Here is a 25,614-nt window from a genome sequence, read left to right on the forward strand (position 1 = left end):
ACGGCCTGCTGTGGGGGTCCGGTCGCTGGTCGGCCTGGTCGCCTGGCCGGCCCGGTCGTCCGGTGCGGTCGGCCGTGGAGGCCCTGTCAGTGGTCGTCTTGCCGTCTCGTACGGCCTGCTGTGGAGGTCCGGTCGCTGGTCGGCCAGGTCGGCCCGATCGGCCCGGTCGTCCGGTGCGGTCGGCCGTGGAGGCCCCGTCACCGGCCGGCCTCGCCGTCCCGTGCGGCCTGCCGCGGAGGTCCCGCCACCCACCACCCGTCACCCGCGCGGCCCACCGCGTCGGCGACCGGCCGGGCGGCCGTCCGCCGGAGGCGGACCCGCGGGCGGACCGCCGTCGACACGCCCGACCCCAGCGCCACTCCGGCACCGACCAGGACACTGCCGGCGGCCTGGGCGAACCCGTAGGAGCCGGTGCCCACCAGCGGGGCCGTGCAGGCAGCCGCGACCGGGATCAGGCCGGAGAACAGCGTGGCCCGCTCCGCCCCGATGCGCTGCATGCCCATGTACCAGCACACGAACCCGATGACGGTGGCCACCACCGCCTGCCACAGCAGCGCGGCGGCCTCGGTGCCGTCCGGCCGGCGCAGCCAGTCGGCGCCGTCCAGGAGCACGCCGGCCGCCGCCGACTCCACCGCGGCGAGGCCGCACACCGTCGCCGACAGCAGCCTCGGTCCCAGGGGCCGCAGGACGGGCACGGCGAGGACGGCGAAACCGGCCTCGCCGGCGAGCGCGCACAGCGAGAAGGCGATGCCCGAGCCGTCGGTGCGCCCCCAGCCCTGCACGGTGAAGGCCCCCACGGCCACGAGCGACGCCCCGGCCAGCAGGGCGCGCCGGGGCCTGCGCCCGTCCAGGAGGGGGACGACGACGGCGACGACCACGGGCGCGCAGCCCACGAAGACGCCGGGGACCGCCGGTTCCGCCGTCCGCTCGGCGGCGAGCACGGCCAGGTTGAACCCCACCATGCCGACGGCCGCCAGCAGCGCGAGACGCCCCCACTGGCGGGCCGTCAGGGTCCGCAGCCGGGCCAGGCCGCCCCGCCCGGCCAACGGGAACAACAGCAGACAGGCGAGCGCGTAGCGCAGGAACTGGCCGCCCGCGTACGGGTAGTCGCCCAGGAGGCTGTTCGCGGTGAAGGACCCTCCGACGAGGACGCAGGCGAGCGCGGCGAGGAGGGAACCCCGCGTGGTGGTGGCGTTCATGCCGACGACGCTAGGGAGCACCGCGGCCCGGTAGGAGGTCCACTCGCGGGGCGCCTTCGGGGACCAATCGGCGAGCGGTGCGGGCGGCCGGCACTCCGGGCCGCCCGGCCGTCGGGCCCGGCGACGGGCGCGGGCGCCGCGCCGGTGAGGGATTCGGAAGCGGCACGCCGACCGGCACGGCCGCCCCCGGGGCGCCGCGCGCTCCGGTCCCCGGGACCCGCCCGCTCATCCCCGGCCGGGCGGCGGTTCCCGGGGTCCGCCGTACGCCGTGAGGAGCAGGGCCACGTCGTCCGGCCGGTCCGGGGTGCGGCGGGCCGTCCTGATCAGCTGGTCGGCGAGGTGCTCCACCGAATCGGCGGGGGTCCGGACGAGGCAGCGCGTGACCTCCTGGATCCCCGTGTCGATGTCGCTGCCGGGCTGCTCGACGAGCCCGTCCGTGTACAGGACGAGGACGCTGCCGGGGTCCAGGGTCAGGGCCGTCACCGGGTAGTCGGCGTCCGGCTGCACGCCGAGCATGACCCCGCCCACGAGGTCCAGCAGCTCGGCCCGCCCGTCGGGGTGGCGCAGCAGCGGCGGCGGATGGCCCGCCCGCACGGCCAGGGCCCGGCCGGTGCGCGGGTCCAGTTCGACGTAGCAGCAGGTGGCGAAGGCGTCCGCGTCCAGCTCGGTCAGCAGCCGGTTGGTGTGCGTGATGACTTCCTGCGGCGGGCTCTCGCTCGCGGCGAACGCGTGCACCGCACTGCGCAGTTGCCCCATGACGGCGGCCGCGCCGACGCTGTGCCCCTCGACGTCGCCGATGACCAGGGCGACCCCGCGGCCCGTGCGGATCACGTCGTACCAGTCGCCGCCGATGGCCATGCCCTGGGTGCCGGGCAGGTAGCGGCCGGTGGTGCGCAGCCCCTCGATGACCGGCAGCCGGTGCGGCAGCAACCCTTCCTGCAGGCCCCGGGCGACCGCGGACTCCGCGTCGTACAGCCGGGCCCGCTCCAGAGCCTGGGCGACCAGTCCGCTCAGCGCGGTCAGCGCCGAGCGCTCGTCGGGCGTGAACCGGCGCGCGCGGTCCCAGCCGACGATGCAGGAGCCCACCGACCGGCCGGAGGCGATCAGCGGCAGGAACGACCAGGCGCTCATCCGGTCCAGGGCGATGCCCGGGTAGGCGCCGGCCAGGGCCTCGGGCGACTCGAAGAACAGCGGGAGCCGCGTCGTCAGGGCGTGGACGCCGGGCAGCCGGGTGTCGAGGGTGACGCCTTCGAACGGCACCAGGAAGTCCTTCGGGTAGCCGGACTCCCACAGCAGGTACATGCGGCCCTCGCTGACCGTGTACAGGGCCAGCTGCTCGGCCCCGAACGCCGGCAGCAACTGCTCGGACACGGCCCGGCACACGTCCCGCACGGTGACCGCCTCGGTGAGCGCGCTCGCCATCTGCACGACGTGGTAGAGCGCGCCCGCGCGGGCCGTGGTGACCGGCTCGGGCGGCGGTGCCCCGTTCCCCGTGCCCGGCACGACACCGTCGGCGGTCGCGGTGACCGGCTCGGTCCCGGTGGGCGGGCCGGACGGGTAGACGCGGCCGGTGAGCCCGTGCACACCGGGGTAGAGCACGAAGCCGAGCCAGCCGCCGTCGGGGTGCCGCACCAGGAACGACACGGGCTCCTGCGAGAGCATGGCCGCCCGGTAGCGGTCCTCGTACGCCGGATCGCGCAGCCAGGTGATCACGTCCCAGGGGTAGCGGCCCAGCAGTTCTTCCCGCTCGCAGCCCAGCAGCTCCGCGCAGCGGCGGTTGGCGTAGATGCCCCGGCCGTCCTGGTCGAGGGAGAACAGGCCGTCGGGCAGCCGCTCGGCGGCCTCGGCCGCGGTGACTCCGCCCGCCGCGTCGACCAGGGCGCCCACCAGGAGGCGTCCGGCACCGGCGCTGCTCGGCACCAGGTGCCCCCACAGCTCGACGGGCCGGTAGCGGATCTCGCCCTCGGCCGCCGACTCGTCCAGCACCCGGAAGTGCCGGGCCCTGACCCGCCCGGACACCAGGGCGTCCTGCCGGCCGGCCCGCAGCTCGTGCAGGTCGTCGGGGCTGATCCGGGCCTCGATGTCGGCGAGGGTGCCGCCGAAGTCGCTCCGGCGCACGCCGAGCACGGCGAGCGCCTCGTCGTCGGCGGAGCACCGGCCGGTGTCCAGGTCCCAGTCCAACAGGCCGATCCGCACGGCGTGCGCGGCCGGGGCGGGGAAGCGCACGCTGACCGGATCGGCGTCGTACCCGATCCCCGCCGTGCCGCCGGGCTCACCCGTCCGGCGGGTGAGCCGGTCCTCCAGCTCCTGTCTCGCCGCGCGCAGCACGGTGTCCGCGGCCCGCGCGTCGCCCGGCCCGCGGGCGGCCGAGCAGAGCACCACCAGCACGCCCACGGTCTCGCCGCCGACCCGGACGGGCTGGTGCGCGGAGGCGAACGAGTACGGCAGTCCGGCGGTGAACTGCGGGAAGCGCGGCATCGCCGCCCGCTCGTCCGGCAGCCACAGGCTCTCGCTCCGCCGGTACGCCTCCGCCATGGGCAGGGCGCCGCCCACCGGCACCCGCCACCAGGCCTTGAGCAGCGATCGCGGGACGCCGGTCACCACGGCCAGCACCAGGGAACGCCGGTCCCGGGAGCGGAGGTAGACCAGCCCGCCGTACCCGCGGGCCGCCTGCACGGCCGCGACCAGCGGCCCCGCCAGCGCGTCCTCGATCCGGGCGGCGGCCGGCGTCTGCTCCGCGCCGGTGGCCGCGGCCGCTTCCGCGGTCCCCTCGGCGCGGGCCGCGTCCCCGCCGGGCGCCGCGTCCCCGCTCCGGCCGTCCAGGCCCGGCGCGCCGGTGCCCCGGCCGTCGCCGCCCCCGCCCGGGGCACCGGGTGGCCGGACCCCGTCCGGTCCCGCGGCTGCCTCATCCATGTCGCGATCCATGTCGCGTCCTCCCGGTGCGGACGCACCGGACACCTTTCGCCTCCCACCAGGATGTGCCATGGCGGGCGGTCCGGCGCGGCGGGGGAGCGTACGGATTCCGGCCGCCCCGCCCCGGCGCACCGGTCCGGCCCGGCACTCCGGGACCCCGGCACCGAACTGCGCGACTTCCGTGACATGCGCCTCGCGCAGAGCGCAACCTTTCGGTCAACCCGGTCGTCTCACCCCATACCAACACCACGCAGATCCCGGGGGCGAGAGATGCTACGGAACAGGAAGACCAGAGCGGCGTGCGCGGCGATCGCGCTCATCGGCGCCACGCTCACGGCGGCCGCGGTGCCGGCCACCGCCGCGACCGCGCAGACCACGGCCTGCCCCACCGGCTGGGGCAGCGTCGCCAAGACCGGCGGCACCGCCACGACGACGCCGGTGAACAACATCAGGACCGGCCGCCACGCCTGCTTCGACCGGATGGTCGTCGACATCCCCGGAGCCGGCAGCGGCCTGGGCTACTCGGTGCGGTACGTCGACCGTCTCCACCAGGACGGTTCGGGGCGCCCCATAGCGGTGGCCGGCGGAGCCGTCCTGGAGATCCGGGTGGGCGCGCCCGCCTACGACCCCGAGACCGGGGCGGCCGTCTACCCGGCCCGGGCGGGACGCCCCCTGCCGGGCGTGGACCTCACCGGCTACCGCACCTTCCGGGACGCCCGGTTCGCCGGCAGCTTCGAGGGCGAGACACAGGTCGGCCTCGGCGTCCGCGCCCGGCTGCCCTTCCGGGTCCTGCCGCTGCACGACCGCATCGTGATCGACGTCGCCCACACCTGGAGCGGCGTGCGCTGAGCTAGGGCCCCACCGGTCGTCACCCCTCTGCCGAGGGGGTGGTGACACCGGGCCGGGCCGCCCGGACCGGCACCGTCCGGGCGGCCCGGCCGAGCACCGGTGCCGCACTTCTGCTAAGCTCGATCATGAGCTCGCCGCCGAAATGCCGGTGGCAGGCAGTGCGTTGGTGGTCCAAGGAAAGACGCCCCACTTCCTGTGGGGAGATGCAGGTGCAAGGCCTGCCCGGCGCTCGATCGAGGACCCCGCCCCCGGGACACCGGGGGCGGGGTCCTCTTCGTGTGCCGTCACGTTCGTCTCCCGCCCGTGAGCCGGGTCCCGTGCGGGCGAGCCGGGACCGGCTCCGGGGCGCGCCCCGGAGCCGGTGACGGGCTCGCCCGGAGACCTCCCGCCGGACGAGGGCCGGCCGGCAGGTGCCCTCCCTTTCGTGTTCATGCCGCCGGCGGCGGGGATCGAGACTGCTCTTTCCGCGTCGGAACCGTCACCCTGGGGACATGACCTCCGCCTTCTCGGACACCGGGACCGGTCTCGTCCTCACGGACCGGCTCGCGCACGTGCGCTGGATCGCCGGCGGCACGGGTGCCGGCAAGAGCACGCTGACCCGGTCGCCGGCCGACCGGTACGACGTCGCGGTCCACCAGGGTGACCGCGCGGAGCACGACTGGCTGGAACGGTGTACTGCGCAACGCCACCCGCGTCTCGCCGGCATGCGGGGCCCGCCGCCCGGGGCCCTGTGGCGCGACCGCACCCCGGACCAGGTGTTCCGGGCCTTGCCGAGCCTGTACGGCGAGATGGTCGGCTTCGTCGTCGACGACCTCCTCGCCCTGTCCGGCGAGCGCGTCCTCCTGGTCGACTACTTCGGGATTCCGCCCGGTCACCTCGCACCGCTGCTGCGCCGGCCCGACCAGGCCGTCTTCCTCCTGCCCACCCCCGAGTTCAGGGAGACCGCACTCGCCTCCCGCTACGCGGATCCCGCTCGTGCCCGGGCCGCCTGGGGCAGCGAGGACGGGGCGAGCGCGTTCGCCGGACGCCTGGCCCGCGACGCTCTGCGGGACGAGGAGGTCCGCAGGCAGGCCCCGCTCCACGGCCTCGACACCATCGTGATCGACGGGACGGTCCCCGTCTCCGACCTCGCCGACCGCATGGCCGTCCGCTTCGGGCCGGGAGGCGGGCAGCGCGCCTCTCTCGGCTGAGGCGTCCCGCGGCCCGGAGTCCGGCCGGCGCAGCGATCGCGGCGGCGCGCGGGGCGCGGCCCCGGGAGCGGTGACCGGACGTCACCTCCCGCGCAGGTCGTTCCGCGCGCGGCGGCCCATCCGCTCCCGGAAGTCCCGCAGTTCGGCCAGGTCCGTGTGCCGCTGCCAGGGGGCCTGCGGGGAGAACGGGGAACGGGGCCGCGACAGCGGGCCGGGCTGCGCCCGGCAGAACGCCTCGGTGAACTCCACGCGGTGGTTGTCCCGGGCCGGCCGCTCGGTGAGCCGCACGATCGGCGCGGTCCTGCCGGTGCAGACCCCGCCGACGACCACGTGGGCGCGGCGGAAGCGGACGAAAGGGCCCCGGCGGGAGTCAGCGGCGGCATGCCGACCAGGGCGAGCGGCACGGCCGCCCGAGGACGGTCAGGGACGGCAGCGGGACGTACCAGCGGCTCCCGCGCCCCGTCACCGGCGAGCCCGGTCCGGACCCTGGTGGGCCGGCAGCCGTGAGGAAGCCTTCAGACGGTTACGCGGAAGGCGTCGTGCGGGCAACGGCCGGACGCGCCGCGGGCCGCCGGTTCGTTCCCGGCGGCCCGGACGATCACCCGGTCGGGTCAGGCGGCATGTGCCGTGCCGTCACACCGGGTGTCCCTGTGCGGCGAGCCAGCGGTGGACGGCCTCCTTGTCCGCCGGGGTGATGCGGGCGGGTCCGTCGACGTCCGGGCCCTCGTCCTCGTTGAACGCGGTGTCCGTGACGCGGGCGGTGACCCAGTGGGCGAGGTCCTGCGCGGTGTCCGGCGGCAGCGAGCCCTGTTCCCAGCCCTCGCGTGCCCGGCGCGCGGCCTCGGTGTCATGGCGTCCTGTCTCCTCCAGCCACAGGGGGACGAGCCGTTCGACGACCCGCACGTCGTCCTGGGGAGAGCGGTGGTGCTGTTCGTGTGGGGTCATGCCGGGCGGGTTTCCCGGATCGCCGCCGCGATGCGGGACGGGTTTGGACACGGCTCCCGTGGCCACCCGTCCGGGGACCGTGAAGTCGCAAACGGCTGGGAGTGACGTGCTGTGGCGGAAGAGCAGAAGGCCAAGGCGAAGAGCGAGCAGATGAAGGGCAAGGCCAAGGAGGCGGCCGGCCGCGCGGTGGGCAACGAGCGGCTCACGGCGGAGGGTAAGTCCGACCAGGCCAAGGGCGACGCGCGCCAGGCGAAGGAGAAGACGAAGGACGTCTTCAAGCACTGACGCCCCCGAGGGGCCGCACGGCCTCGTCGGCATGGGTGAACACCCCGTCCTGCGACGGCGGACGGGCGACGGGCGGGGCTCCTGCTGCGGCGGGAGCCCCGCCCGTCCGTGCCCGTACGGCCTGCGCCCGCCCGTGATTGTCAGTGCCGGATGCCACCCTGCGCGTATGGATGAACTGGAGTTCATGCGGGGCCGGGTCTACGGGGCGGACCACGACGATCCGGGACCGCGCCACGGGCGGGTCTACGCGGAACTGGTCGGCGGCCCGCTGGACGGCCTGCTGCTGGACATCACCGACCGCTGTGACGGCGAGCCGGGGGAGGGGGTCGCCCTGCGCACCGAGATCGGCCGCCACGGCCCGGGCGGCCGGGCCGTGTACGTGCCGCGGCGCACGGGCGAGCGCCGGTACGACTGGCGGGGCGACGTCCCCTGAGGCCGGCCGGAGCGGCGCGGCCGGGCCACCGGCCCGAGGAGGGGAAGGCCCCGTTCCGGGGAGTCTGTGAGGCGGGCCGCAGCCGGCTCGGGGGTTCCCACCACGGCCCGCCCTCGGTCCGGACCGGCGGAGGAGTACCGCTCCGGTGGGATGCGTGTGCCCCGGCCCGGCGGACCCATACTGCGCCGACCGGGTGATGACCGGCGCGACCGCCCGGGCGGCCCGGGACCGCACCGGACAGCGCGCGGCCCGGCACCGAGGGGGTGCCGGGCCGCGCGGACGGGCGGGACCGTGGGGTCAGCGGTGACCCTGGTGGCCGCCGTGGCCGCCGCGGAGCCTGCCCAGCAGGCGCTGGGCCTGGGCCCGGCGCCGCGGGTCGGCCGCGGCACGCCGCGCCTGCTCGGTCGCGCGTCGCCCCTGAGGGCTCCGGGCGAACTCCTTGATCCGTTCCAGCATGCGTGCCATGACACTCCTTCCCTCGGACGACAGCTGCTCGTCCCTGCGCTAGCCGGTTACCCGCTGTGGCGGAACTCAGCCCTTCGCCGGGGCCCGGATCCCGGCGGTCCGCGCCCCGGGCAGGGCGTGTTTGGGGTGGGCGTTGAAGGCAAAGCGATGTCCATGACCGAACAGAACAAGAGCACGCAGCAGAAGTCCGCGTCCGTCCGGACGGCCGAGTCCAAGGCCCGCCGGGCCACGGAGCAGGCCACCGTTCCCGCGGCGCGGACCGCCAAGTCCGCCGCCGGCAAGGCGGGTGACGCCGCGTCGGCGGCCAAGTCCGGCGCCGAGCGCTCGGCCGGGGCGGCGACCGGGGCGGTGCAGAGCGCCGCCAAGGGTGTCGAGGCGGGCCGCCAGGCGATCGCCACGGCCTCCGGCCAGGTCGCGGCCACGGCCAAGACGGCCTGGACGGTGATCGCCCACCGCAAGCTGGTCGCCGCCGGCGTCGGCGCCGGGATCACCGCGCTGAGCGCCGCCTCGTACGCCGTGGGGCGCCGTGCGGGACGCCACACCCACGGTCCCCTGACCCGGCTCACCGGCGGGCGCATCTGACCGGCGGGGCGGCTCTTCCGCCGCCGGGGCCCCCGCGGGGTGCGGGACGTCCCGGCGCGCCGGAACCCGCCCGGCCGCCGGTGTCCGGGTGCCCGGTGGTCACGCACCCCGCCCCCGCTCGTGCGTCCCGCCCGTCACGGGGAATGATGTGACCGCAAGCGAAGGATCACCCCCTACGGAGGAGCGGGCACATGCAGCACGAGCGAGCGGGTAAGCAGGCCGGACCCGAAGACCTCGTCGATGTCGCTCGGCTGGTCACCGCGTACTACGCGCTTCGCCCCGACCCGCAGGACCCGGGGCAGCGCGTCGCGTTCGGGACGTCCGGGCACCGCGGGTCGTCCCTGGCCCGCGCGTTCAACGACGACCACATCGCCGCGACCAGCCAGGCCATCTGCGAGTACCGCGCCCGGCAGGGCACCGACGGCCCCCTTTTCCTCGGCGCCGACACGCACGCCCTGTCGGAGCCCGCGAGGGTCACCGCGCTGGAGGTGTTCGCCGCCAACGAGGTCACGGTGCTGATCGACAGCGCGGACGGCTACACGCCGACCCCCGCGGTCTCGCACGCCATCCTCACCCACAACCGGGGCCGCACCACGGGCCTGGCCGACGGGGTCGTCGTCACCCCGTCGCACAACCCGCCCGCCGACGGCGGCTTCAAGTACAACCCGCCCAGCGGCGGCCCCGCCGCCTCGGACGCGACCTCCTGGATCCAGGACCGGGCCAACGAGATCATCGCCGGCGGCCTGAAGGACGTCCGGCGCGTCCCCTACGCCCGGGCCCTGGCCGCGCCCGGCACCGGCCGCTACGACTTCCTCGGCACGTACGTCGCCGACCTGCCGAGCGTGCTGGACCTGGACGCGATCCGCGCGGCCGGGGTGCGCATCGGCGCCGACCCGCTGGGCGGCGCGTCCGTCGCCTACTGGGGCCGCATCGCCGAACAGCACGGCATCGACCTGACCGTGGTCAACCCGCTCACCGACCCCACGTGGCGGTTCATGACGCTGGACTGGGACGGCAAGATCCGCATGGACTGCTCGTCGCCGTACGCCATGGCGTCGCTGATCGGGCAGCGCGACCGCTTCCAGATCGCCACCGGCAACGACGCCGACGCCGACCGGCACGGCATCGTCACCCCGGACGCGGGCCTGATGAACCCCAACCACTACCTCGCCGTCGCGATCTCCTACCTGTACGCCCACCGCGAGCAGTGGCCGGCCGGCACGGGCATCGGCAAGACCCTCGTGTCCTCGGCGATGATCGACCGGGTGGCCGCCGACCTCGGCCGGGAGCTGGTCGAAGTGCCCGTCGGCTTCAAGTGGTTCGTGGACGGACTGGTCAGCGGCTCCCTCGGCTTCGGCGGGGAGGAGTCGGCCGGCGCCTCCTTTCTGCGCCGGGACGGCTCGGTGTGGACCACCGACAAGGACGGCATCATCCTCGCGCTGCTCGCCTCCGAGATCACGGCCGTCACGGAGAAGACGCCGTCCGAGCACTACGCCGCGCTGACCGCCCGCTTCGGGGAACCCGCGTACGAGCGGATCGACGCGCCGGCCTCCCGCGAGGAGAAGGCCCTGCTCGCGAAGCTCTCCCCCGCGCAGGTCACCGCGGACACCCTGGCCGGCGACGTGGTCACCGCGGTGCTCACCGAGGCGCCGGGCAACGGCGCGCCCATCGGCGGCATCAAGGTGACCACCGACAACGCCTGGTTCGCGGCCCGCCCGTCGGGCACCGAGGACGTCTACAAGATCTACGCCGAGTCGTTCCTCGGCACCGACCACCTCCGGCGGGTGCAGGAGGAGGCCAAGACCGTGGTGCTGGCGGCCCTCGGCAGCTGACCCGGCGGCGCGAGCGGCCCCCGCGCCGGCACGGCGGCCCCCCGCGGGACGGGGGGCCGCCGTGTGCCGGGCGTCCGGCTCACGGCTGCGAGGGCAGCGCGGCGCAGGCCGAGGGGGCCGGTTCGCCCCGGAGGCGGTCGGTCAGCCAGGAGATGGCGCCGCCCTGGTCGGCGAGCAGCGGGGTGAAGTGGTTGATCAGCGAACGCCCGAGGTCGGGCAGCACGACCGGCTTGTAGGTGACGTCCGCGCCCTTCGCGCACCAGGCCACGGCGAGTTCGCGGGACTGGTCGTGGGGGACCAGGTCGTCGTTGACGCCGGTCGCCACGCGGACCGGTCCGCTCGGCTTCATGGTGCCGATGCGCTGTTCCTCCAGGAAGGCGCGCAGCGCGGGTTCGTCGCGGACGACCTCGCCGATCGTGCGGCCGTCGGTGGTCCAGGCGGTGCTGCGCGCGGAGTTGTAGGCGAGCAGGGCGTCGCCGACGCACATGGTCGACAGGTCGGCGAGGGCGGCCTTGCCCGCCGTATTGAGGTGCCGCTCCGCGACCTCTCCGAGGGCGGGCTCGGACTGCAGGAAGCCGTTCACCGACCACCCGAGGGCCCCGGCCAGGTCGCTGCCGTCGATGGCCTCGGTGACGGCGGCGAGGTCCGCGGGCGGAGCACCCGAGTACGTTCCGGCGAGGGTGACGTCGGGGGCGTAGGAGGGCTGGAGCTCGGCCGCGGCGGCCGTCGCGCCGCCGCCCTGGCTGTAGCCGAACAGTCCCACCGGCGAGGCCGCGGTCACGGAAGCGCCGCGGAGCGAGCGGGCGGCGCGGACGGCGTCCAGGACCGCGTGGGCCTCATCGACCCGGTTGACGTACGTGTGCAGCCGGTCCGTGGTGCCGAGGCCGCCGTAGTCGGTGATCACGACCGCGATGCCCCGGGCCAGGAGGCGGTAGACGGCCAGGTTCTCGTACCCGACCGAGACGGTCCGGGCGGTGATCCGCAGCGGGTGCTGCAAGCCGAGGGAGGCGGCGCACTGGTCGCCCTGGCCCATGGTGCCGGGGGCGACGGCGACCAGGGGCCGGGGACCGCCGCTCCGCCAGGCGGCCGCGGGTTCGAGGTAGGCGCCGGTGACGGCCACCGGCCGGCCGGCGGCGTCCGTGGACCTGTACATCAGACGGGTGGCCCGGCCGGGCAGCGGGCCGTCGAGGCCGGGCAGGCTCAGGGCGAGCGGCAGCGGCTCGCTGCGCACGAGGGCGCCGTTCTGCGCGGGCAGGGTGGCGGGCGGGGTGTAGAACTCCGGGATCCTGACGCCCCGGGAGACCACGGGCTCCGCGGCGGCGGCCGGAACGGCCTGGGCGCCCAGGCAGGCGGCCGCGGTGACGGCCGCGGCCAGCAGTCGGGTGGAAGCGGGCATGGCGGGACCTCCTGGGAGAGGGGAGGCGAAGCCTTCCTCTGCGGCTCGGTGACGGGCGTCCCGCCCGGGCAGCGGCGGGACGCGCGGGGGCGCGGCTCGTCCGGCCGCTCCCCGCACCGTTCTTGGACGGATCGTCAGGACGGTACTGATCCAGGTGTTACCCGCGGTAGCAGTCGGCAGGTTACGGTTCAGTAATATCCGTTCGACCCGTGCGCCACGCGCTGCGCGAACGCGGCCCGGCCGCCCGGGAGGGGCGGCCGGGCCGCCTCAGCCGCACGCTCACCCAGGCCAGGCGGATCCCTGTGCCCGCCGCCTGTCGGGCGCGTACCGCACCGGTACGCGCCCGGCCGCGGCCGGGACGGACCCGGAGCCGTCGCGCCCTGGCAGGTGAACGGGCACCGGGCGGCCGGGCCGGCCGCCCTCCCGGGTCACCGCCGCCGCTCGCGCAGCCGTCCCAGCTCCGCCAGCGTCCGCGCGGCGGCGCCGGCCAGCCGCGGCCGGTCGCGTACGAAGCGGCGGGCGGCGCGGGGCGGTTCCCGCCGCAGCAGGTGCAGGGCGCCGCCGGGACCCGGGCGCACCACCGCGCCCTCGTACACCCGCAGGTCGCGGGTCTTGAACGACTCCTTGTAGCGGGCCGCCCCGCTCCCCAGGTCGACCAGCGCGATGCCGTCCGCCGCGGCGGCCTCCAGCATCCGCAGGTGCAGCACCAGCCCGGGCGAGTACCTGCCGTACGCCCGGTCGTACGCCGGGAACCACCAGGAGAGCACCGTGCGCGAACGCAGCCCGAAGTGCGCGGCGACGGGCCGGCCGGCGGCGTAGAGCACGGACAGCACCCCGCGGCACTCGGGTTCCTCGCTGCGCGCGAGCAGCCCGACCAGTCCGGTGATCCACCGCTGCGCGAACCGGTCCCGCCGCCCGGTGCGCCGGTACTGCGCGGACTTCCACTCCATCAGCGCCCGCAGCGCGTCCGGATCGCGGGTGTCGTACGCGAACCGGACCTCGCCGACCTGCCGGGCGAGCCTGCGCTCCTTGGCCAGGGTCTGCCGGAGGAAGCCCGGCGCCCGCGCCCGCAGCCCCTCGGTGTACCGCTCGAAGCCGCCGGCGACGTCCACGACGGGGGAGGGCAGTTCCCCGGCCGCGTGCGGGACGAACAGGCGCTGGCCGGACTCCAGGTTGTCGAACTCCCAGGAGGACAGCGAGCAGGCGCGGAGCAGCCGGCGGGCGTCCGGCCGGACACCGGGGGCGAGGACGGCGCCCTGGCTGTCCGACACCCCGAGCCCGATGGCCCGGCCCTGCCCCAACGGCCCCGTCTCGTAGGGGAAGAAGCCGACCGGGGAGCCGTCCTCCTGGAGGACCGCCACCCTGGCCCCCGGCCTGACCCGTCCGACCGCGCGGGTGAACACCGGGTCGAGGAACGGGTTCCGCGGGGCTGCGGACGCGGTCCGCAGCTCTCTCCACACCTGGTGGTCGTCCGGGCTCAGGTCGTCCGGCCTGAGGACGAGAACGCGCTTTCCGGGCAACTCCGCCTCCAGTGTCGTCAGCATGCTGCACACAGGAAGGCCCGCCGACGGCCGTGGACCGGCGTCCGGTGCCGGCCGGTGTCCGGTGAGTACGCGGGGGGCACGGCGCGGGCCCTGTCGGTCCTGCCGTCGCTCAGCAGCGGAAGGTCTGCAGGGCGGCGGCGCCGAGAGGGCCCGCCCCCGCCGCCGGACTCCGTGCCGCTCCCGCCGGCGGGAGGTCCCCGGCCGGTCCCTCCGTGCCCGGGAGCCGCGCCGGCACCCCGGCCACCGCGCGGTCCGCCCCCGCCGCCCCCGCCGGCCTCGGCGACCGTGCCGGGAGCGCCCGCGGTGAGGCGTCCTCCCCGGCCGGGGAGGACTCCCCGGCCGTTTCGCGGCGGAGCCGAGGGGCGGTCTCCTCGCCCGAGGTCTGCGGGGCCGTCCGCGCGGGGGAGGTCCGTCCGCCGGTTCCCGCGCCCGTGGCCGGCCCGGCGCCCTCCGCGCCGGCACCCGCGGTCCCCGCCACCAGGAGGGGCAGCAGCAGCGCGGACGCCAGCGCGACCACCGCCGCCGCCCATCGGCGCCGCGCGACCGGGCCCCGGACGCGCCTGGCGGCGGAGGGCCGAGCCGCGGCTTCGGCAGGCGGTGTCGGCACCGGACGAGTCCCCCCATCCCCCTGACTGCGCTTTCCAGTAGGCCGATCCCGCCTCTCCCCGTCAAGCCCCCGTGGCCCGTCCGGGTCCGTCCGGCAGGCGGTTCGGTGCCGCCACCGGATTGAGGGATTGACGCGTGTGCCGAGAGGGCACGGTGGGAGGGAATGTCATGCGCACGACTGCCCTTCCCCCACAAGGAGGTCGACCATGCACGTCCGCACCCTGGCCGGCGGAATCGCCGCCGCCCTGCTGGTGTCCCTGCCCCTCACCGGCGGCCCCGCCACGGCCGCCCCCGCCGAGCCCGCCGCCGCGGCGGCGCGCGTCCTCACCTACGACGCGAGCGGCGCCGCGGAGTTCAAGGCCGCGGTCGACCGCGGCGCGGCGATCTGGAACGAGACCGTCGACGCCGTCGAACTGCGTCCCGTCGCGGCCGGACAGCGCGCCAACATCCGCGTCCTCGCCGACAACGGCTGGCCCCGCGCCCTGCCCGGCAGCCTGGGCAACGGAACCGTCTACATCGGGCGGCAGGCCGTGAACCAGGGCTACGACACGGTCCGCATCTCGTCCCACGAACTCGGCCACATCCTGGGCCTGCCGGACCGCAAGCCCGGCCCCTGCACCAGCCTGATGTCCGGCTCCAGCGCGGGCGTCTCCTGCAAGAACCCGTACCCGAACGCGGCGGAACAGGCCGAGGTCGAGGGGAACTTCGGCGGTGTGCTCACCGGCCTGGCCCCTGACGTGCGGCGCGCCGCCGTGATCGTGGACTGACGCGCCGCGCACGGCTCCCCGGCGGAGGCCCTGCCCCTCAGCAGGGCTTCCGCCACACCCCGAGCTCCGGCTTCTTCAGCATCGACGACAGCCGCAGCGCACGGGAGGCGGGACAGAAGGCCCCGGCCGGCTCGCTGTACTCCACGTGGAACACCGCCTTGCCGGCCGCCACGAACGGAGCCAGCCGCTCGCACTCGTCGTACTGCGCGCACTCCTCGTTGACGGCGAAGTCGAAGTGGTCCACGAGCTGCGGGATCTGCGGGAGGTCGTTCTTGAGACCCACCGACAGGCCGCGGGCGTGCGCGATGTCCGCGATCATGCGGTTGTAGCGGAGCTGGTCGCGGGCGGTGAGGGGGAAGCCGGTGTCGTTGCCGTACCCCTCCACCAGGTCGGGCTCGACCGCGTCGAAGCCCTTGTCCCGGCACATGTCGAACCGGCGCTCCATGATCGGCCTGAGGACGGAGATCCGGCGGATGTCGAGCCAGCGCTCGCCCTCCCAGCCGTTGGGCCTGCCGAGGACGGACCGCGGGAAGGCGCCCCGGTCGGGCCGGAAGTCCTCCCACGCCCCGACGTTGACGTAGCAGATCACCTTGCGGCCGTCGCGGTGCAGACGGGCCACGTCCGACGCGGAGTTCTCGAAGCCGTCGATGTCGTAGACCGGCACGTCGGCGGAGGGGTCGACGCGGCCGTCCAGCTGCCACTGCCAGGCCAGCCCGGGGCGCGGCTTCCACAGCGCCGTGCGGGTGCCGCCCGGGGCGGGGGGACGCGGCGGACGGCTGCCGGGGGAGGCGGACGCCCGGCCCCCGGACGACGGCGGACCCGTGGGGCCGGCGGCCGGCGGCCGCGCGGTGCCGTCGGCCGTCGGCCCGGCGGTGGCGGAGGCGGTGGCGCCGGACGGACCCGGTGTGCCGCCGTGCGCGCCGGCGGAGGGCCCCGCGCCGCCGGCGCCGCCCGAGCCGGTGCATCCGGCCAGCGCCGAGGCCGCCAGGGCGGCCAGCAGGGCCAGCCGGGCCGGTGCCGTGCCCCTCATCGCGGCGTCCCGGCGAGCGCGGGGGTCAACTGCGACCAGGGGTTGGGCGGTTCTCCCGTCACGGGCCCGCACACCGCCGCGCCGCGTTCCCGCGCGGTGCGCACGGCCAGCGGCACGAGCGCTTCGGGCACGCCGTACACGAGGTGGCACAGCCGCTCGGCGGGGTGCCGCGCCGTCCACGCGGGCCGGCTGAACGCCGACACGTACGTCGACCAGTGCCCCTCGAAGGTGACCGTCAGGTCGGCGAGCCGGGCGTACCCGGGCGCCGGGTGCACGCCCGGGTTCAGCACCACGGTCGTGGCCCCGAGCCGGCGGACGGACCGCACCAGCCTGCGGCAGGCGGCGAGCCCGCCGGGCGCGGCCGTCACCCGGTCCAGGAAGCAGCCCTCCGCCGCGTACCACTCCCGGTGCCGCGCCATGTCGTCGCGGATCCCGGCGGCGTCCCGGGCGCCGTAGTCCGTGTCCACGTAGCCGAGCAGCCGGGCGCCGGCCGCCCGCAGCGCGCCCGCCGCCGCCGCGAACGCGGGGTCGGGCGCGTCGCCCGGACCGCTCGCCGGGTTGAGCACCACCGCGTAGGTGCGGGCGGCGGCCGTGATGAGCCGGTGCCAGGCGCCCGGGTCCTCGGCGGGGTGGACGTACAGGGGAACGAGCAGGCTCATGGGGTGCGGTCGCCTTCCGGGCCGGGCGGGGCGGCCCACAGCGCGGCGAGCGCGTCGGCCAGGGTGTGGGACGGCCGCCAGCCGAGGGCGTCGTCCGCGGCGTCGACGGCGGAGCACTGCCAGGACACCTCCGCCGAGCGGGCCGAGCCGCCCGCCTGCTCCGTCACCCGGCCCCGGAAGCCCGCCGTGCGGGCCAGCTCCCGGACCAGGTCCCGCACGGGGACGGCCGCGCCGCCGCTGATGTTGAGGACGGGCGGCAGCGGACCGGGCGCCGTGACCGCGAGCGCCACCGCCCGCGCGACGTCACGCACGTCGACGAAGTCGCGGTGCGCGGACAGGTCGCCGAGCCGCAGCACCGCGTCCGGGTCCCCGCCGGCCTCGCGCAGCAGCGCGGCGATCCGGCCGGGCAGCCCGGTGGGCGGTGCGCCCGGCCCCACCGGGTTCCCCACCCGCAGGACCACCGCGTCCAGGCCGGAGGCGGTGACGGCGGCGGTGCCCGCGAGTTTCGTCGCGCCGTACGGGCCGACCGGGCTGGTCGCCGCGGACTCGGTCACCTTGGTGCCGGGGGCGCCGGGACCGTACTCGGCGGCCGACCCCAGGTGGATCAGCCGCACCGCGGGGGCCGCCCGGCGCAGCGCGGCGCACAGGACGGCGGGACCGCGGGCGTTGACCTCGGCCAGCGTGACGGCGTCGCCGCCGGTCGCGCCCGCACAGTTGACGACCGTGTCGGGCGCGGCCGCCACCAGCGTCTTGGCCAGGTGCTCCGGACGGTCGCGGGCGAGGTCGACGGCGTGGTCGGCGCCGGGCGAGCGCCCGCCGCCGAGCACCAGCGCACCCGGCAGGGCGCGGAGCCGCTCGGCGACGTGACGGCCCAGATAGCCGGTGGCGCCCAGGACGAGAATGCGCATGCGGTGCTCAGGCTCCCTTGAGCAGAAGCGACTTGCGGGTGGTGAACTCGGCGTTGGCCCGGTCGTAGTCGTCGGGGCGGCCGATGTCCAGCCAGTACCCGTCGAACTCGTAGGCGTGCGGCGGACGTCCGGCCGCGATCAGGTCCAGGACCAGTTCGTCGAAGCCCAGCGGCAGGCCGGGGGTGTAGCCGTCCAGCGTCGCGCGGGACAGGCCGTAGACGCCCATGGAGACGCGGTAGTCCATGCTCGGCTTCTCCGTGAACGCGACGACCCGGCTCGCGTCCGTGGTGAGCACCCCGAAGTCGATGTGGACCTCGCGGGCGTACGTGGCGATGGTCAGCGGCGCGTCCGATGCCTCGTGGCGGCGCAGGACGTCGGCGTAGTCGAGGTCGGTGAGGATGTCGCCGTTCATCACCAGGAACGTCTCGGGCAGCCGCTCGCGCATGGTCAGCAACGGGCCCATGGTGCCCAGCGGGCTCTCCTCGGTGGCGTAGTCGACCGTCATGCCCCACTGGCGGCCGTCGCCGACGTAGGCGCGGATGATCTCGCCGAGGTGGCCGATGGCGAGGGTGCAGTGGGTGAAGCCGGCCGTGGCGAGCTGGCGCAGCACGATCTCCAGGATGGCGTGCTGGTCTCCGATGGGGACGAGCGGCTTGGGCAGCGCGGTGGTGTACGGCCGGAGCCGGACGCCCTTCCCACCGGCGAGGATCACTGCGTGCATGGCGTACCTCCTGCGGTTCGTGCCCGTCGGGTCAGATGTTGTAGATGCCGGTCTTGTAGCGGGCGAGGTTGGCCGGGTCGCGGAAGAACTCCACGGTGCGCGCGAGCCCTTCCTCCAGCGTGCGGGCGGGCTGCCAGCCGGTCGCCGCGGCGAGCCGCGTCGCGTCCGCGACCAGGCGCATCACCTCGGAGCCGGCGGGCCGCAGGCGCGCGGTGTCCTCGCGCACGTCGAGGGCGGTGTCCATCACCTTGCCGATCAGCGCGACGAGGTCGCCGACCGAGATCTCCCCGCCCGTCCCGGCGTTGAAGGTGCGGCCCACGACCCGTTCGGCCGGGGCGGTGCCCACCGCCAGGAACGCCCGCGCGGTGTCCTCGACGTAGGTGAAGTCGCGGGTGGGACGCAGGTCCCCGAGGGTGATGGTGCGCTCCCCGGCCGCGACCTGGCCGATGACGGTGGGGATCACCGCCCGCATCGACTGGCGCGGCCCGAAGGTGTTGAACGGCCGCAGCGTCACCACCGGCGTGCCGAAACTCGCGTGGTAGCTGTCGGCCAGCCGGTCCCCGCCCGCCTTGGAGGCGGCGTACGGGGACTGGGTGTTGATCGGGTGGTCCTCGGTGATCGGCACGGTCCGCGCGGTGCCGTACGTCTCGCTGGTGGAGGTGTGCACCAGCCGCGGGGTGCCCAGCGCGCGGACCGCCTCCAGCACGTTGAGCGTGCCGGTGACGTTGGTGTCCACGTAACTGTGCGGCGCCTGGTACGAGTACGGGATCGCGATGAGCGCGGCCAGGTGGTAGGCGCAGTCCGCGCCGTCGAGCAGGCCGCGGACCGAGCCGGGGTCGCGGACGTCGCCGAGCACGACCTCCACGTGGTCGAGGACGTCGGCGGGCAGGGTCTCCAGCCAGCCGTAGGAGGAGAAGGAGTTGTACTGGGCCATGGCTCTGACCCGGTGGCCGGAGGCGACGAGGGCTTCGGTGAGGTGCGAGCCGATGAAGCCCTCGGCTCCGGTGACGGCGGCGAGCGGGGCGGAGGTCAAGTGACGTGTCCTTCCGGTCGGTCGAGGTCGGTCGAGGTCGTTGAGGTCGGTCGAAGCCGGTGCGGTGGTCGGTGCGGTACGGCGGGTGCGGGAGACGCGGTGTCACACGTGCGGGGCGGGCCGGCCGAGCAGCCGCAGCGCGCAGGCCGCCAGGCAGAGCGCGGCCGGGCCGCAGACCAGCGGCACCGCGGCCGGGTCCGGTGCCAGGTCGAGCAGCGTGACCGTCCCCGCGCCGCCGGCGGCGGCCAGACAGAGCGCGGCCGACGGCCAGGCCACCCCGAACGCCTGGAGCAGCAGCGCCGTCCACAGGGCGGCGGCGAGCGTCAGGAGAGCGGCCGGGTCGCCGCCGGCGAGCAGGGCCGCGGGCAGCAGCGGCAGCAGGTAGACCAGCAGGCAGAGCCCGAGGATGCCGGCGGAGCGCAGCAGGAAGGCGGCGGGCGTCGCGGTCACCCGCAGCGCCGCCACCGACCAGCCGCGGTAGCGGTGGAGCAGCCACTCCGCCGGCCCCATGCTCACCGTCAGCACGAGCACGGCGTACGGGTGCCGCCGGCCCTCCAGCAGCACCAGCACCGCGGCGGCCAGACCGAACAGGCCGTACGGCACGGAGAGCGCGAGCCGGGGCGGGCGGGCGTCCGGCGCGGCCGGGGCGGCGAGGACCGGACGCAGGGCGAGAGCGGCGGCGGCGAGCGTGGCCGGCAGGACCAGCAGGGGAAGGCCGGCGCGCAGCAGGGGCCCGGGCTCCCACCACGGCAGGACCGCGGCGCCGGCGACCAGCGGGGAGAGGGCGGCCAGCAGCAGCCGTTCCCGGGCGAGCACCAGCAGCACCCCGGCCGCCGCCAGGTACAGCGACTGCGCAGCGGCCACCAGCGTCGCCGGGCCGCCCCCGGCGGGCACCGCCGCGACCGCCGTGGCGGCGCACGCGCCGAGCGCGGCCCCGGTCACGAGGGTGCGGCCCGCCTCACGGCGGCCCGTCGCCATCCACAGGTGGGCGCGGTGCCCCAGGGCCTGGCCCCAGGCCCAGGAGACGACGCCCGCCGTGATCAGCGCGGGGGCGTGCCGTGCCGCCTGCCACAGCGGTGCGGCGAGCAGGTAGGCCAGCCCCGGCAGCGCGAACAGCACCCCGCGCAGCAGGCAGCGCACGGTGTCCGGACGCCACGGGTCCGGCGCCGGGGCGGGCTCGGGAAAGGTGCGCGGGACCCGCTCGTACAGCGCGGCGGCCAGGGAGAACAGGTTCGGATGCCCGTACCGGTCCCGGATCACGTCGGCGGACAGGCCCTCCGCCTCCAGCAGCGCGGCCACCTCGTAGGGGTGGACGGCCGGACCGATGCGGTCGGCCAGGTCGGCGGCGAGCCGGTCGACCGCCTCCCGGTACGGCACGCGCAGCGCGAGGGTGCGGTCGTCGGCCGTGCGGGGGCGGGGCACGGCGAGCCGGAGCGCGAGCGTGTCCCGCTCCGCGCCGCCCGGCTCCAGGGATATCGGGCCGCTCACAGGGCCAGGCTCCTCGGCACGGGCCGGTCCGCCGGCGGCACGGCGGCGACGGCCGGACCGGCGGGGGCCCGCGGGACGAGAGGGCCGCCGCCCGGCCGCCGTTCGCGCCGGGACAGCTCCAGGTAGATGGAGCGGAAGGTGTCGATGGTCTGGCGCAGGGTGAACTGCTCGATCACCCGCAGCCGGGCCGCCTCGCCCATCGCGCGGCGCCGCCCGGGGTCCGCCAGCAGGTCCAGCGCGGCGCGGGCCATCGCCGCCGGGTCGCGCGGCGGCACCACCAGCCCGGTGTCGCCGACGGCCTCCCGCACCCCGCCGACGTCGGTGGAGACGGTCGCCCGCCCGCACGACATGGCCTCGATCAGCGTGAACGGGAAGCCCTCGCTGATGCTGGAGAGCATCACGACGTTCCCGGCCGCGTAGGCGTCCCTGATGTCCTCGACGCGGCCCTCGAAGGTGACGGCGTCCGCGTGGCCGAGCTCGGCGGCCAGGGCCTCGCACCGCTCCCGGTAGGCCTCCCCGCCCCGCGGCGTCCCGCCGAACAGCCGCAGCCGCACGTCCGGCCGTTCGGCCCGGACCAGGGCGAAGGCACGGACGAGGGTCTCCAGGTCCTTGATCGGGTCGACGCGGCCCGCCCAGCTGAGCGTGAGGGCCTCCGGCTCGGGCCCGGCCGGCGGGAAGGCAGCGGGGTCCACGCCGTTGTACACCGTGCGGATCGACTCCGGGTCGGCGCCGCCCTGCTCCTCCCACAGCCGGTTGTAGCGGTTGCCCGGGGTGATCAGCGCGGCCCGGCGGTAGCTCTCCTCCGCCAGCAGCCGGAAGAAGCCGAGCACGACGGCCTTCACCGGCCAGCGGTAGGGGGCGGTGCGGTAGCCGAGGTAGCGCTCGCGCAGGTAGACGCCGTGCTCGGTGAGCAGCAGCGGCGTGCCGTGCCGTTCCAGCGCGGCCAGGCCGGGCAGGACGGCGACCCCGCCGCTGACCGCGTGCGCCACCCCGCCGTCCGGCGGCGGCGCGGCCAGCGGGCGCAGCGCGTGCTCCAGCAGCGCGGTGGCGGTGAGCGCGTCGTGCAGCGTCGGCCGGGCCTCGCGCACCGCCAGCCCGGGGCGGTTCCACACGGCGGACAGCACGGCGATCGCCCGGTCGCCCCGCAGGAAGGGGCTGAGCTCCCCGTCGGCCGCGGCCCGCGCCATCGTGTACAGGGCGGGGGCGAACCCGTCCTCGGCGCACGGGTCGAGCAGCGCGGCCAGGAACCGTTCGTAGGCGGCCACGAGCCGGTTGCGCGACCGCCCCCGCGGCGGCCGGCCCCGCGGCGCGTCGCCCCACATCGGGACGGACCGCACGTGCGAGACGTGCGGCGGGAGGTCCCAGACGAGCGGTTCGCGGCCGGTGCCGGTGACGGCCACGACGTCGAAGTCCAGGTCGGGCATGCCACGGACGAGCTGGTCGCACCAGACGCTCACGCCGCCGTGACTGTGCGGGTACGTGCCTTCGGTGAGCAGGGTGACGCGCGTCGCGCCGGGGCGTCGCGCGCCGTGGTGAACGTGCATCGGTGTGCTCCACGGCCGGGGTGTGGGTGGTCGTGCCGGCCCGGACCGCGCGGTGGCGGCCCGGACCGTGGCGTCGGTGCGCCGTTCAGCGCGCGGCGGTGTACGGCACCGGTTCGGTCACGCCCGCGGGGACGCGGGTGTCCGGGGCGGGGCGCGTCGCCGCTGCGGCCGCGCCGTCCGCGGCGGGCGCGGACGGGCCCGCCGCGGACGACGGCAGGGTGAGCGCGAGCGGCGCGCCCGCCGACGGCGTCCAGCCCGAGACCGCGCCCGCGTACGCCTTCCCGAAGGGGGAGCCGGCCAGCGTGGTGCCGGCGGGCACGGTCGCGGTCACCGGCACCCCGTCGGGCGCCTCGACCGTCACCGTGCCGCCGACGCGGTGGGCGGTGACCTGCCCGGCCTCCAGCGCGGCCCGCCACGCGGCGCGCCGCTGGAGCTCGGCACCGATGTCCTTCATCCGCAGGTTCACCACGGGCGTGTCGTCGGCGAACAGGGCGCCGTACCGCTCCAGGACGCCGCTGAGGACGGGGTAGGCGATGCGGTCCTCGGCGAGGTTCGACTGGTGGATGAAGTGCGGTTTGGGGTCGTTGGCGAGGACGTGCCCGAGGGCGATGCCCGTCTCCAGCGGCACGATGTGCCCGGCGTAGCCGGTGGCGGTGTCCAGCGGGGCGGGCAGGCAGGTGGTGGTGGCCGGGTTGTCCTCGCAGATGCCGCTGCCGCCCTGGGCGCGGCTGGTGTAGATCCAGTTGTACTCGTCGACCTGCTCGGCCGCCCGCCCGGCGTTGTAGAAGACGTTCATCGGGTGGCGGGGGACGGTGGTGGCCGGTCCGACCTGCCGCCGGCCGGGCTCACGGGAGTTGTCCGAGCCGAGCCAGGCGATGCCGTTGTCGGCGAGGGCGAGGGCCAGGTTGGGGTTGTCGGCGGGCTGCTGCGGCAGCACCCTCAGCCCCGAGTGCTCCCCGGTGACCAGTTCGCCGTCCTCCAGCGGCAGTCCGGCGCCGTGCCCCCAGACGCGGTTGGTGGCGATCTCGTCGGAGATGGCCTCCCGGCCGACCCACTTGGTGGTGCCGTCGGCGTTCGTGGCGCACCGCCAGGGCACCACCGTGGTGTCCTGCTCGCAGCCCAGGAACGGGTGGGAGTACGTGTGGTTGATCCAGCGGAACTGCGCGCGGTCGGCGATCAGCTTGTCGGCCAGGGCGTCGGTGCCGCCGTGGTCCTCGCGGTGGTCGGCGCTGCCGGCGCCGTTGTAGGCGAAGTCCAGGGTGAAGCCGTGGTCGCGCTGCCAGGCGGCGGCGTGGTCGACGTCGGCGGGCGTCATGCGGATCGGGTCGGGGGTGCCGGCGCCGTCCGGGCAGTCGACGTCGCCGGGCGTGCAGTCGAGCTCGGTGTTCCAGCGGTCGTCGGCGGCGAACACGTCGTCGACGTGCACGGCGAAGTAGTTCCGGGAGGCGCCCAGGTGCACCCCGCCGGTCATCCACGCCACGATCCCGCGGGCCAGCAGCCGGAACTGCTGCTGGTAGCGGTTGTAGACGAACGTGACGACGAGCTCGCGCCGCCCGTCGTGCCGGTACTCGCCGACCAGCGTGCCCCGCGTGGCGCGTCCGGGGATCGGCGCCTCGACGTACGGGGTGAAGTCCGCGCCCGCGACGGGCGTCGACAGGTAGGCGTAACTCTCGCCGACGGTGGGGGAGTTGTCCTCGAAGGGCACCGTGCCGTCGAGGTAGCCGAAGGGGCCCGCCTTCCCGGCGGCCGTCACCTGCGCCCGCACGCCGTCGACGCTGCCGGAGTAACCGCCGTCGACCGGATACTCGAGACCGGCCTCGGGCCGCGCGTAGGTGTAGGCGTCGACCTGCGGGACGTCGTACGTCCGCTCGTAGGCGGCGAGGGCCGCCATCTCGGCGGAGCCCGCCGGGAAGGGGTTGTCGCTGGGCAGGACGACGGCCTGGTACTTGGCGCGCGGCCGGCCGTCCACGGTGTCCGCCAGGAAGCCGGCGTCGATGACGGGCCGGCCGGGGCGCGTGAGGTCGACCTCCGTGTACGGCGTGCCCGCGGCGTCGAGTTCGGCCGCGATGGCGCCGGTGGACGGGCCGCCGTCGCTCACGACCAGGACGCGCAGGTCGACGCGGGGCGCGAGGTCGTCGGCGTGGGCCGCCCCGGCCGGCGGGCCGGACGCGGCGATGAGCGCGCCCACGGCGAGCGCGATGGTGCGTACGGTCCGCTTCATGCGGTGAAGTCCCCTCCCCAGGCAGGGGCGAGCACTGCTCCCACGGCCACGGAGCGGACGCACCCCCTCGCGTGACGCCGGCGTCCCCCTCAGAGACCGCGCGTCGACGCGTTCGTCGCGTCACATGGTGATACCGCTGTGGAGCTTTCGCGGTCGTGTTGCGAAACGTGACGGAAAAGCGCAGGTCCACTCCTGCCCGTGGCCGGGCGCGGCACGCGCCTCCGGACGGGCCCTGGGGCCGGGCGGCTCCCCGGGTCCCGGGGCTCCGCGCGCAGGTCGGGGCCGCACCCGACGCACCGGCGGGCCGTCGGGGCCCGCCGGTGGAAGTGCCGGTGGTCTGGACCACGGGGCGCCCTGGGGTGCGTGCCGGTTTCAGGTCACGCCCGGGGCGCGCGGCCGGTCAGGAGCAGAGCACCCGCACCTCGGGCGTGTGGACCGGACCGCCGCTGACACTCGTCCGGTCGCTGAACTCGGCGTAGTAGTACGAGTAGAAGCCGATGTTGCCGTTGCAGCCCGAGTCGGCGGCGACCTGGAGCGTCAGGGTGACGGTCCGGCTCTGCCCGGGCGGGACGGTGGCGCCGTAGTTCGCGCCCAGGTCGGCGGGGCCGGTGCCGGAACAGGCGGTGCTGCCGGTGGCCGTGGCCAGGCTGCACCCGGCGAAGGCGTACTTCAGGTCGGGGCGCTGGGTGGTCAGCCAGGTCGGGTGGATGGTCTGGTACACGAACCAGATGTCGTAGGTGTGCGTGTTGGTGAGCGTCATCGACAGCTGCACCGTGCCGCCGGGCGTGGTGGTCGCGGCGTCGGCGGTGAACGTCAGGCCGGCCGGCGCGGGGTCGGCGGCGTTCGCGGCGGGGGCCAGGCCGAAGACGGCGAGGGCGAGGGCGAGGACGGTGGTGAGACCGAGACGTCTCCACAGGGGTGATCGCATGGCCCGGGAGGCTAGGCATGCCGGGAGCGCGCCGTCTGCCCCGCCGGGCGGGCCCCCGGCCCGCGGCGGCCGGAAG

General features: G+C 76.1%; 23 protein-coding genes. 7 read left to right on the forward strand and 16 right to left on the reverse strand.

Going from position 1 to position 25,614, the window contains the following annotated elements:
* Positions 1-197: 197 nt before the first annotated feature.
* Positions 198-1,199, reverse strand: a complete 1,002-nt coding sequence (locus ACIF8T_RS26760; RefSeq protein WP_400038649.1) for a DMT family transporter — start codon at positions 1,197-1,199, stop codon at positions 198-200.
* 225 nt (positions 1,200-1,424) lie between these two features.
* Entirely contained in the window at positions 1,425-4,112 is a 2,688-nt protein-coding gene (locus tag ACIF8T_RS26765; protein ID WP_400038650.1) for a SpoIIE family protein phosphatase, read from the reverse strand.
* 270 nt (positions 4,113-4,382) lie between these two features.
* On the opposite strand from ACIF8T_RS26765, the gene ACIF8T_RS26770 reads away from it, so the two are divergent.
* Together ACIF8T_RS26770 and ACIF8T_RS26775 are read left to right on the forward strand one after the other, a co-directional pair.
* Positions 4,383-4,961, forward strand: coding sequence for a hypothetical protein (locus ACIF8T_RS26770; RefSeq protein WP_400038651.1), 579 nt, complete (start codon positions 4,383-4,385; stop codon positions 4,959-4,961).
* 491 nt (positions 4,962-5,452) lie between these two features.
* On the forward strand, positions 5,453-6,151 hold the full coding sequence (locus tag ACIF8T_RS26775) for a hypothetical protein (protein WP_400038652.1): 699 nt from the start codon (positions 5,453-5,455) through the stop codon (positions 6,149-6,151).
* Between the two features lie 81 nt (positions 6,152-6,232).
* Here ACIF8T_RS26775 and ACIF8T_RS26780 read toward each other — a convergent pair whose 3' ends face one another.
* Positions 6,233-6,439, reverse strand: coding sequence for a hypothetical protein (locus ACIF8T_RS26780; RefSeq protein ID WP_400038653.1), 207 nt, complete (start codon positions 6,437-6,439; stop codon positions 6,233-6,235).
* A gap of 345 nt (positions 6,440-6,784) precedes the next feature.
* Entirely contained in the window at positions 6,785-7,096 is a 312-nt protein-coding gene (locus ACIF8T_RS26785; RefSeq protein WP_400038654.1) for a hypothetical protein, read from the reverse strand.
* A 111-nt stretch (positions 7,097-7,207) separates the two neighbouring features.
* Between ACIF8T_RS26785 and ACIF8T_RS26790 the strand changes: the two genes are divergently transcribed.
* Both ACIF8T_RS26790 and ACIF8T_RS26795 read left to right on the forward strand, forming a co-directional pair.
* Positions 7,208-7,381 (forward strand): CsbD family protein, encoded by a 174-nt coding sequence (locus tag ACIF8T_RS26790; protein WP_400038655.1) that lies wholly within the window; start codon positions 7,208-7,210, stop codon positions 7,379-7,381.
* A gap of 166 nt (positions 7,382-7,547) precedes the next feature.
* Positions 7,548-7,814: a hypothetical protein gene (locus tag ACIF8T_RS26795; protein WP_400038656.1), complete on the forward strand. Its 267-nt coding sequence runs from the start codon at positions 7,548-7,550 to the stop codon at positions 7,812-7,814.
* A 297-nt stretch (positions 7,815-8,111) separates the two neighbouring features.
* On the opposite strand, the gene ACIF8T_RS26800 is transcribed toward ACIF8T_RS26795, so the two are convergent.
* Positions 8,112-8,279: a hypothetical protein gene (locus ACIF8T_RS26800; protein ID WP_400038657.1), complete on the reverse strand. Its 168-nt coding sequence runs from the start codon at positions 8,277-8,279 to the stop codon at positions 8,112-8,114.
* A 147-nt stretch (positions 8,280-8,426) separates the two neighbouring features.
* On the opposite strand from ACIF8T_RS26800, the gene ACIF8T_RS26805 reads away from it, so the two are divergent.
* Together ACIF8T_RS26805 and pgm are read left to right on the forward strand one after the other, a co-directional pair.
* Positions 8,427-8,861 carry a hypothetical protein gene (locus tag ACIF8T_RS26805; RefSeq protein ID WP_400038658.1) on the forward strand — a complete coding sequence of 145 codons (435 nt, stop codon included), beginning with the start codon at positions 8,427-8,429 and terminating at the stop codon, positions 8,859-8,861.
* A gap of 191 nt (positions 8,862-9,052) precedes the next feature.
* Positions 9,053-10,693, forward strand: coding sequence for a phosphoglucomutase (alpha-D-glucose-1,6-bisphosphate-dependent) (gene pgm / locus ACIF8T_RS26810; protein ID WP_400038659.1), 1,641 nt, complete (start codon positions 9,053-9,055; stop codon positions 10,691-10,693).
* 79 nt (positions 10,694-10,772) lie between these two features.
* Here the strand turns inward: pgm and ACIF8T_RS26815 are convergent, their stop codons facing one another.
* Positions 10,773-12,089: a lipase family protein gene (locus ACIF8T_RS26815; protein WP_400038660.1), complete on the reverse strand. Its 1,317-nt coding sequence runs from the start codon at positions 12,087-12,089 to the stop codon at positions 10,773-10,775.
* 428 nt (positions 12,090-12,517) lie between these two features.
* Positions 12,518-13,633: a GNAT family N-acetyltransferase gene (locus tag ACIF8T_RS26820; RefSeq protein WP_400038661.1), complete on the reverse strand. Its 1,116-nt coding sequence runs from the start codon at positions 13,631-13,633 to the stop codon at positions 12,518-12,520.
* Positions 13,634-14,445: 812 nt separating this feature from the next.
* Here ACIF8T_RS26820 and ACIF8T_RS26825 point away from each other — a divergent pair.
* Positions 14,446-15,006, forward strand: a complete 561-nt coding sequence (locus ACIF8T_RS26825) for a snapalysin family zinc-dependent metalloprotease (RefSeq protein WP_400038662.1) — start codon at positions 14,446-14,448, stop codon at positions 15,004-15,006.
* A 37-nt stretch (positions 15,007-15,043) separates the two neighbouring features.
* Here ACIF8T_RS26825 and ACIF8T_RS26830 read toward each other — a convergent pair whose 3' ends face one another.
* The 9 genes from ACIF8T_RS26830 to ACIF8T_RS26870 all read right to left on the reverse strand — a co-directional run bounded on the left by ACIF8T_RS26830 (position 15,044) and on the right by ACIF8T_RS26870 (position 25,538).
* On the reverse strand, positions 15,044-16,036 hold the full coding sequence (locus ACIF8T_RS26830; RefSeq protein ID WP_400038663.1) for an endo alpha-1,4 polygalactosaminidase: 993 nt from the start codon (positions 16,034-16,036) through the stop codon (positions 15,044-15,046).
* Complete coding sequence (locus ACIF8T_RS26835; protein WP_400038664.1) at positions 16,033-16,695, reverse strand: spherulation-specific family 4 protein; 663 nt, start codon at positions 16,693-16,695, stop codon at positions 16,033-16,035. Before ACIF8T_RS26835 ends, ACIF8T_RS26830 begins: the two co-directional genes overlap by 4 nt.
* Positions 16,692-17,603, reverse strand: a complete 912-nt coding sequence (locus tag ACIF8T_RS26840; protein WP_400038665.1) for an NAD-dependent epimerase/dehydratase family protein — start codon at positions 17,601-17,603, stop codon at positions 16,692-16,694. Before ACIF8T_RS26840 ends, ACIF8T_RS26835 begins: the two co-directional genes overlap by 4 nt.
* Positions 17,604-17,610: 7 nt before the next feature.
* Positions 17,611-18,324: an NDP-sugar synthase gene (locus tag ACIF8T_RS26845; RefSeq protein WP_400038666.1), complete on the reverse strand. Its 714-nt coding sequence runs from the start codon at positions 18,322-18,324 to the stop codon at positions 17,611-17,613.
* Positions 18,325-18,355: 31 nt separating this feature from the next.
* The gene (locus ACIF8T_RS26850) at positions 18,356-19,357 is read right to left on the reverse strand and encodes a GDP-mannose 4,6-dehydratase (protein WP_400038667.1); all 1,002 of its coding nucleotides are present in this window, start codon (positions 19,355-19,357) and stop codon (positions 18,356-18,358) included.
* A gap of 102 nt (positions 19,358-19,459) precedes the next feature.
* Entirely contained in the window at positions 19,460-20,845 is a 1,386-nt protein-coding gene (locus ACIF8T_RS26855) for a hypothetical protein (protein ID WP_400038668.1), read from the reverse strand.
* The gene (pelF, locus tag ACIF8T_RS26860) at positions 20,842-22,389 is read right to left on the reverse strand and encodes a GT4 family glycosyltransferase PelF (RefSeq protein ID WP_400038669.1); all 1,548 of its coding nucleotides are present in this window, start codon (positions 22,387-22,389) and stop codon (positions 20,842-20,844) included. Before pelF ends, ACIF8T_RS26855 begins: the two co-directional genes overlap by 4 nt.
* A gap of 85 nt (positions 22,390-22,474) precedes the next feature.
* A complete protein-coding gene (locus ACIF8T_RS26865; protein ID WP_400038670.1) occupies positions 22,475-24,610 on the reverse strand; it encodes a hypothetical protein in 2,136 nt (711 codons plus the stop codon).
* Between the two features lie 400 nt (positions 24,611-25,010).
* Positions 25,011-25,538: a hypothetical protein gene (locus ACIF8T_RS26870; protein WP_400038671.1), complete on the reverse strand. Its 528-nt coding sequence runs from the start codon at positions 25,536-25,538 to the stop codon at positions 25,011-25,013.
* Between the last annotated feature and the right edge of the window lie 76 nt (positions 25,539-25,614).

The sequence above is a fragment of the Streptomyces sp. NPDC085946 genome, from assembly GCF_044540485.1.
Taxonomy (GTDB): domain Bacteria; phylum Actinomycetota; class Actinomycetes; order Streptomycetales; family Streptomycetaceae; genus Streptomyces.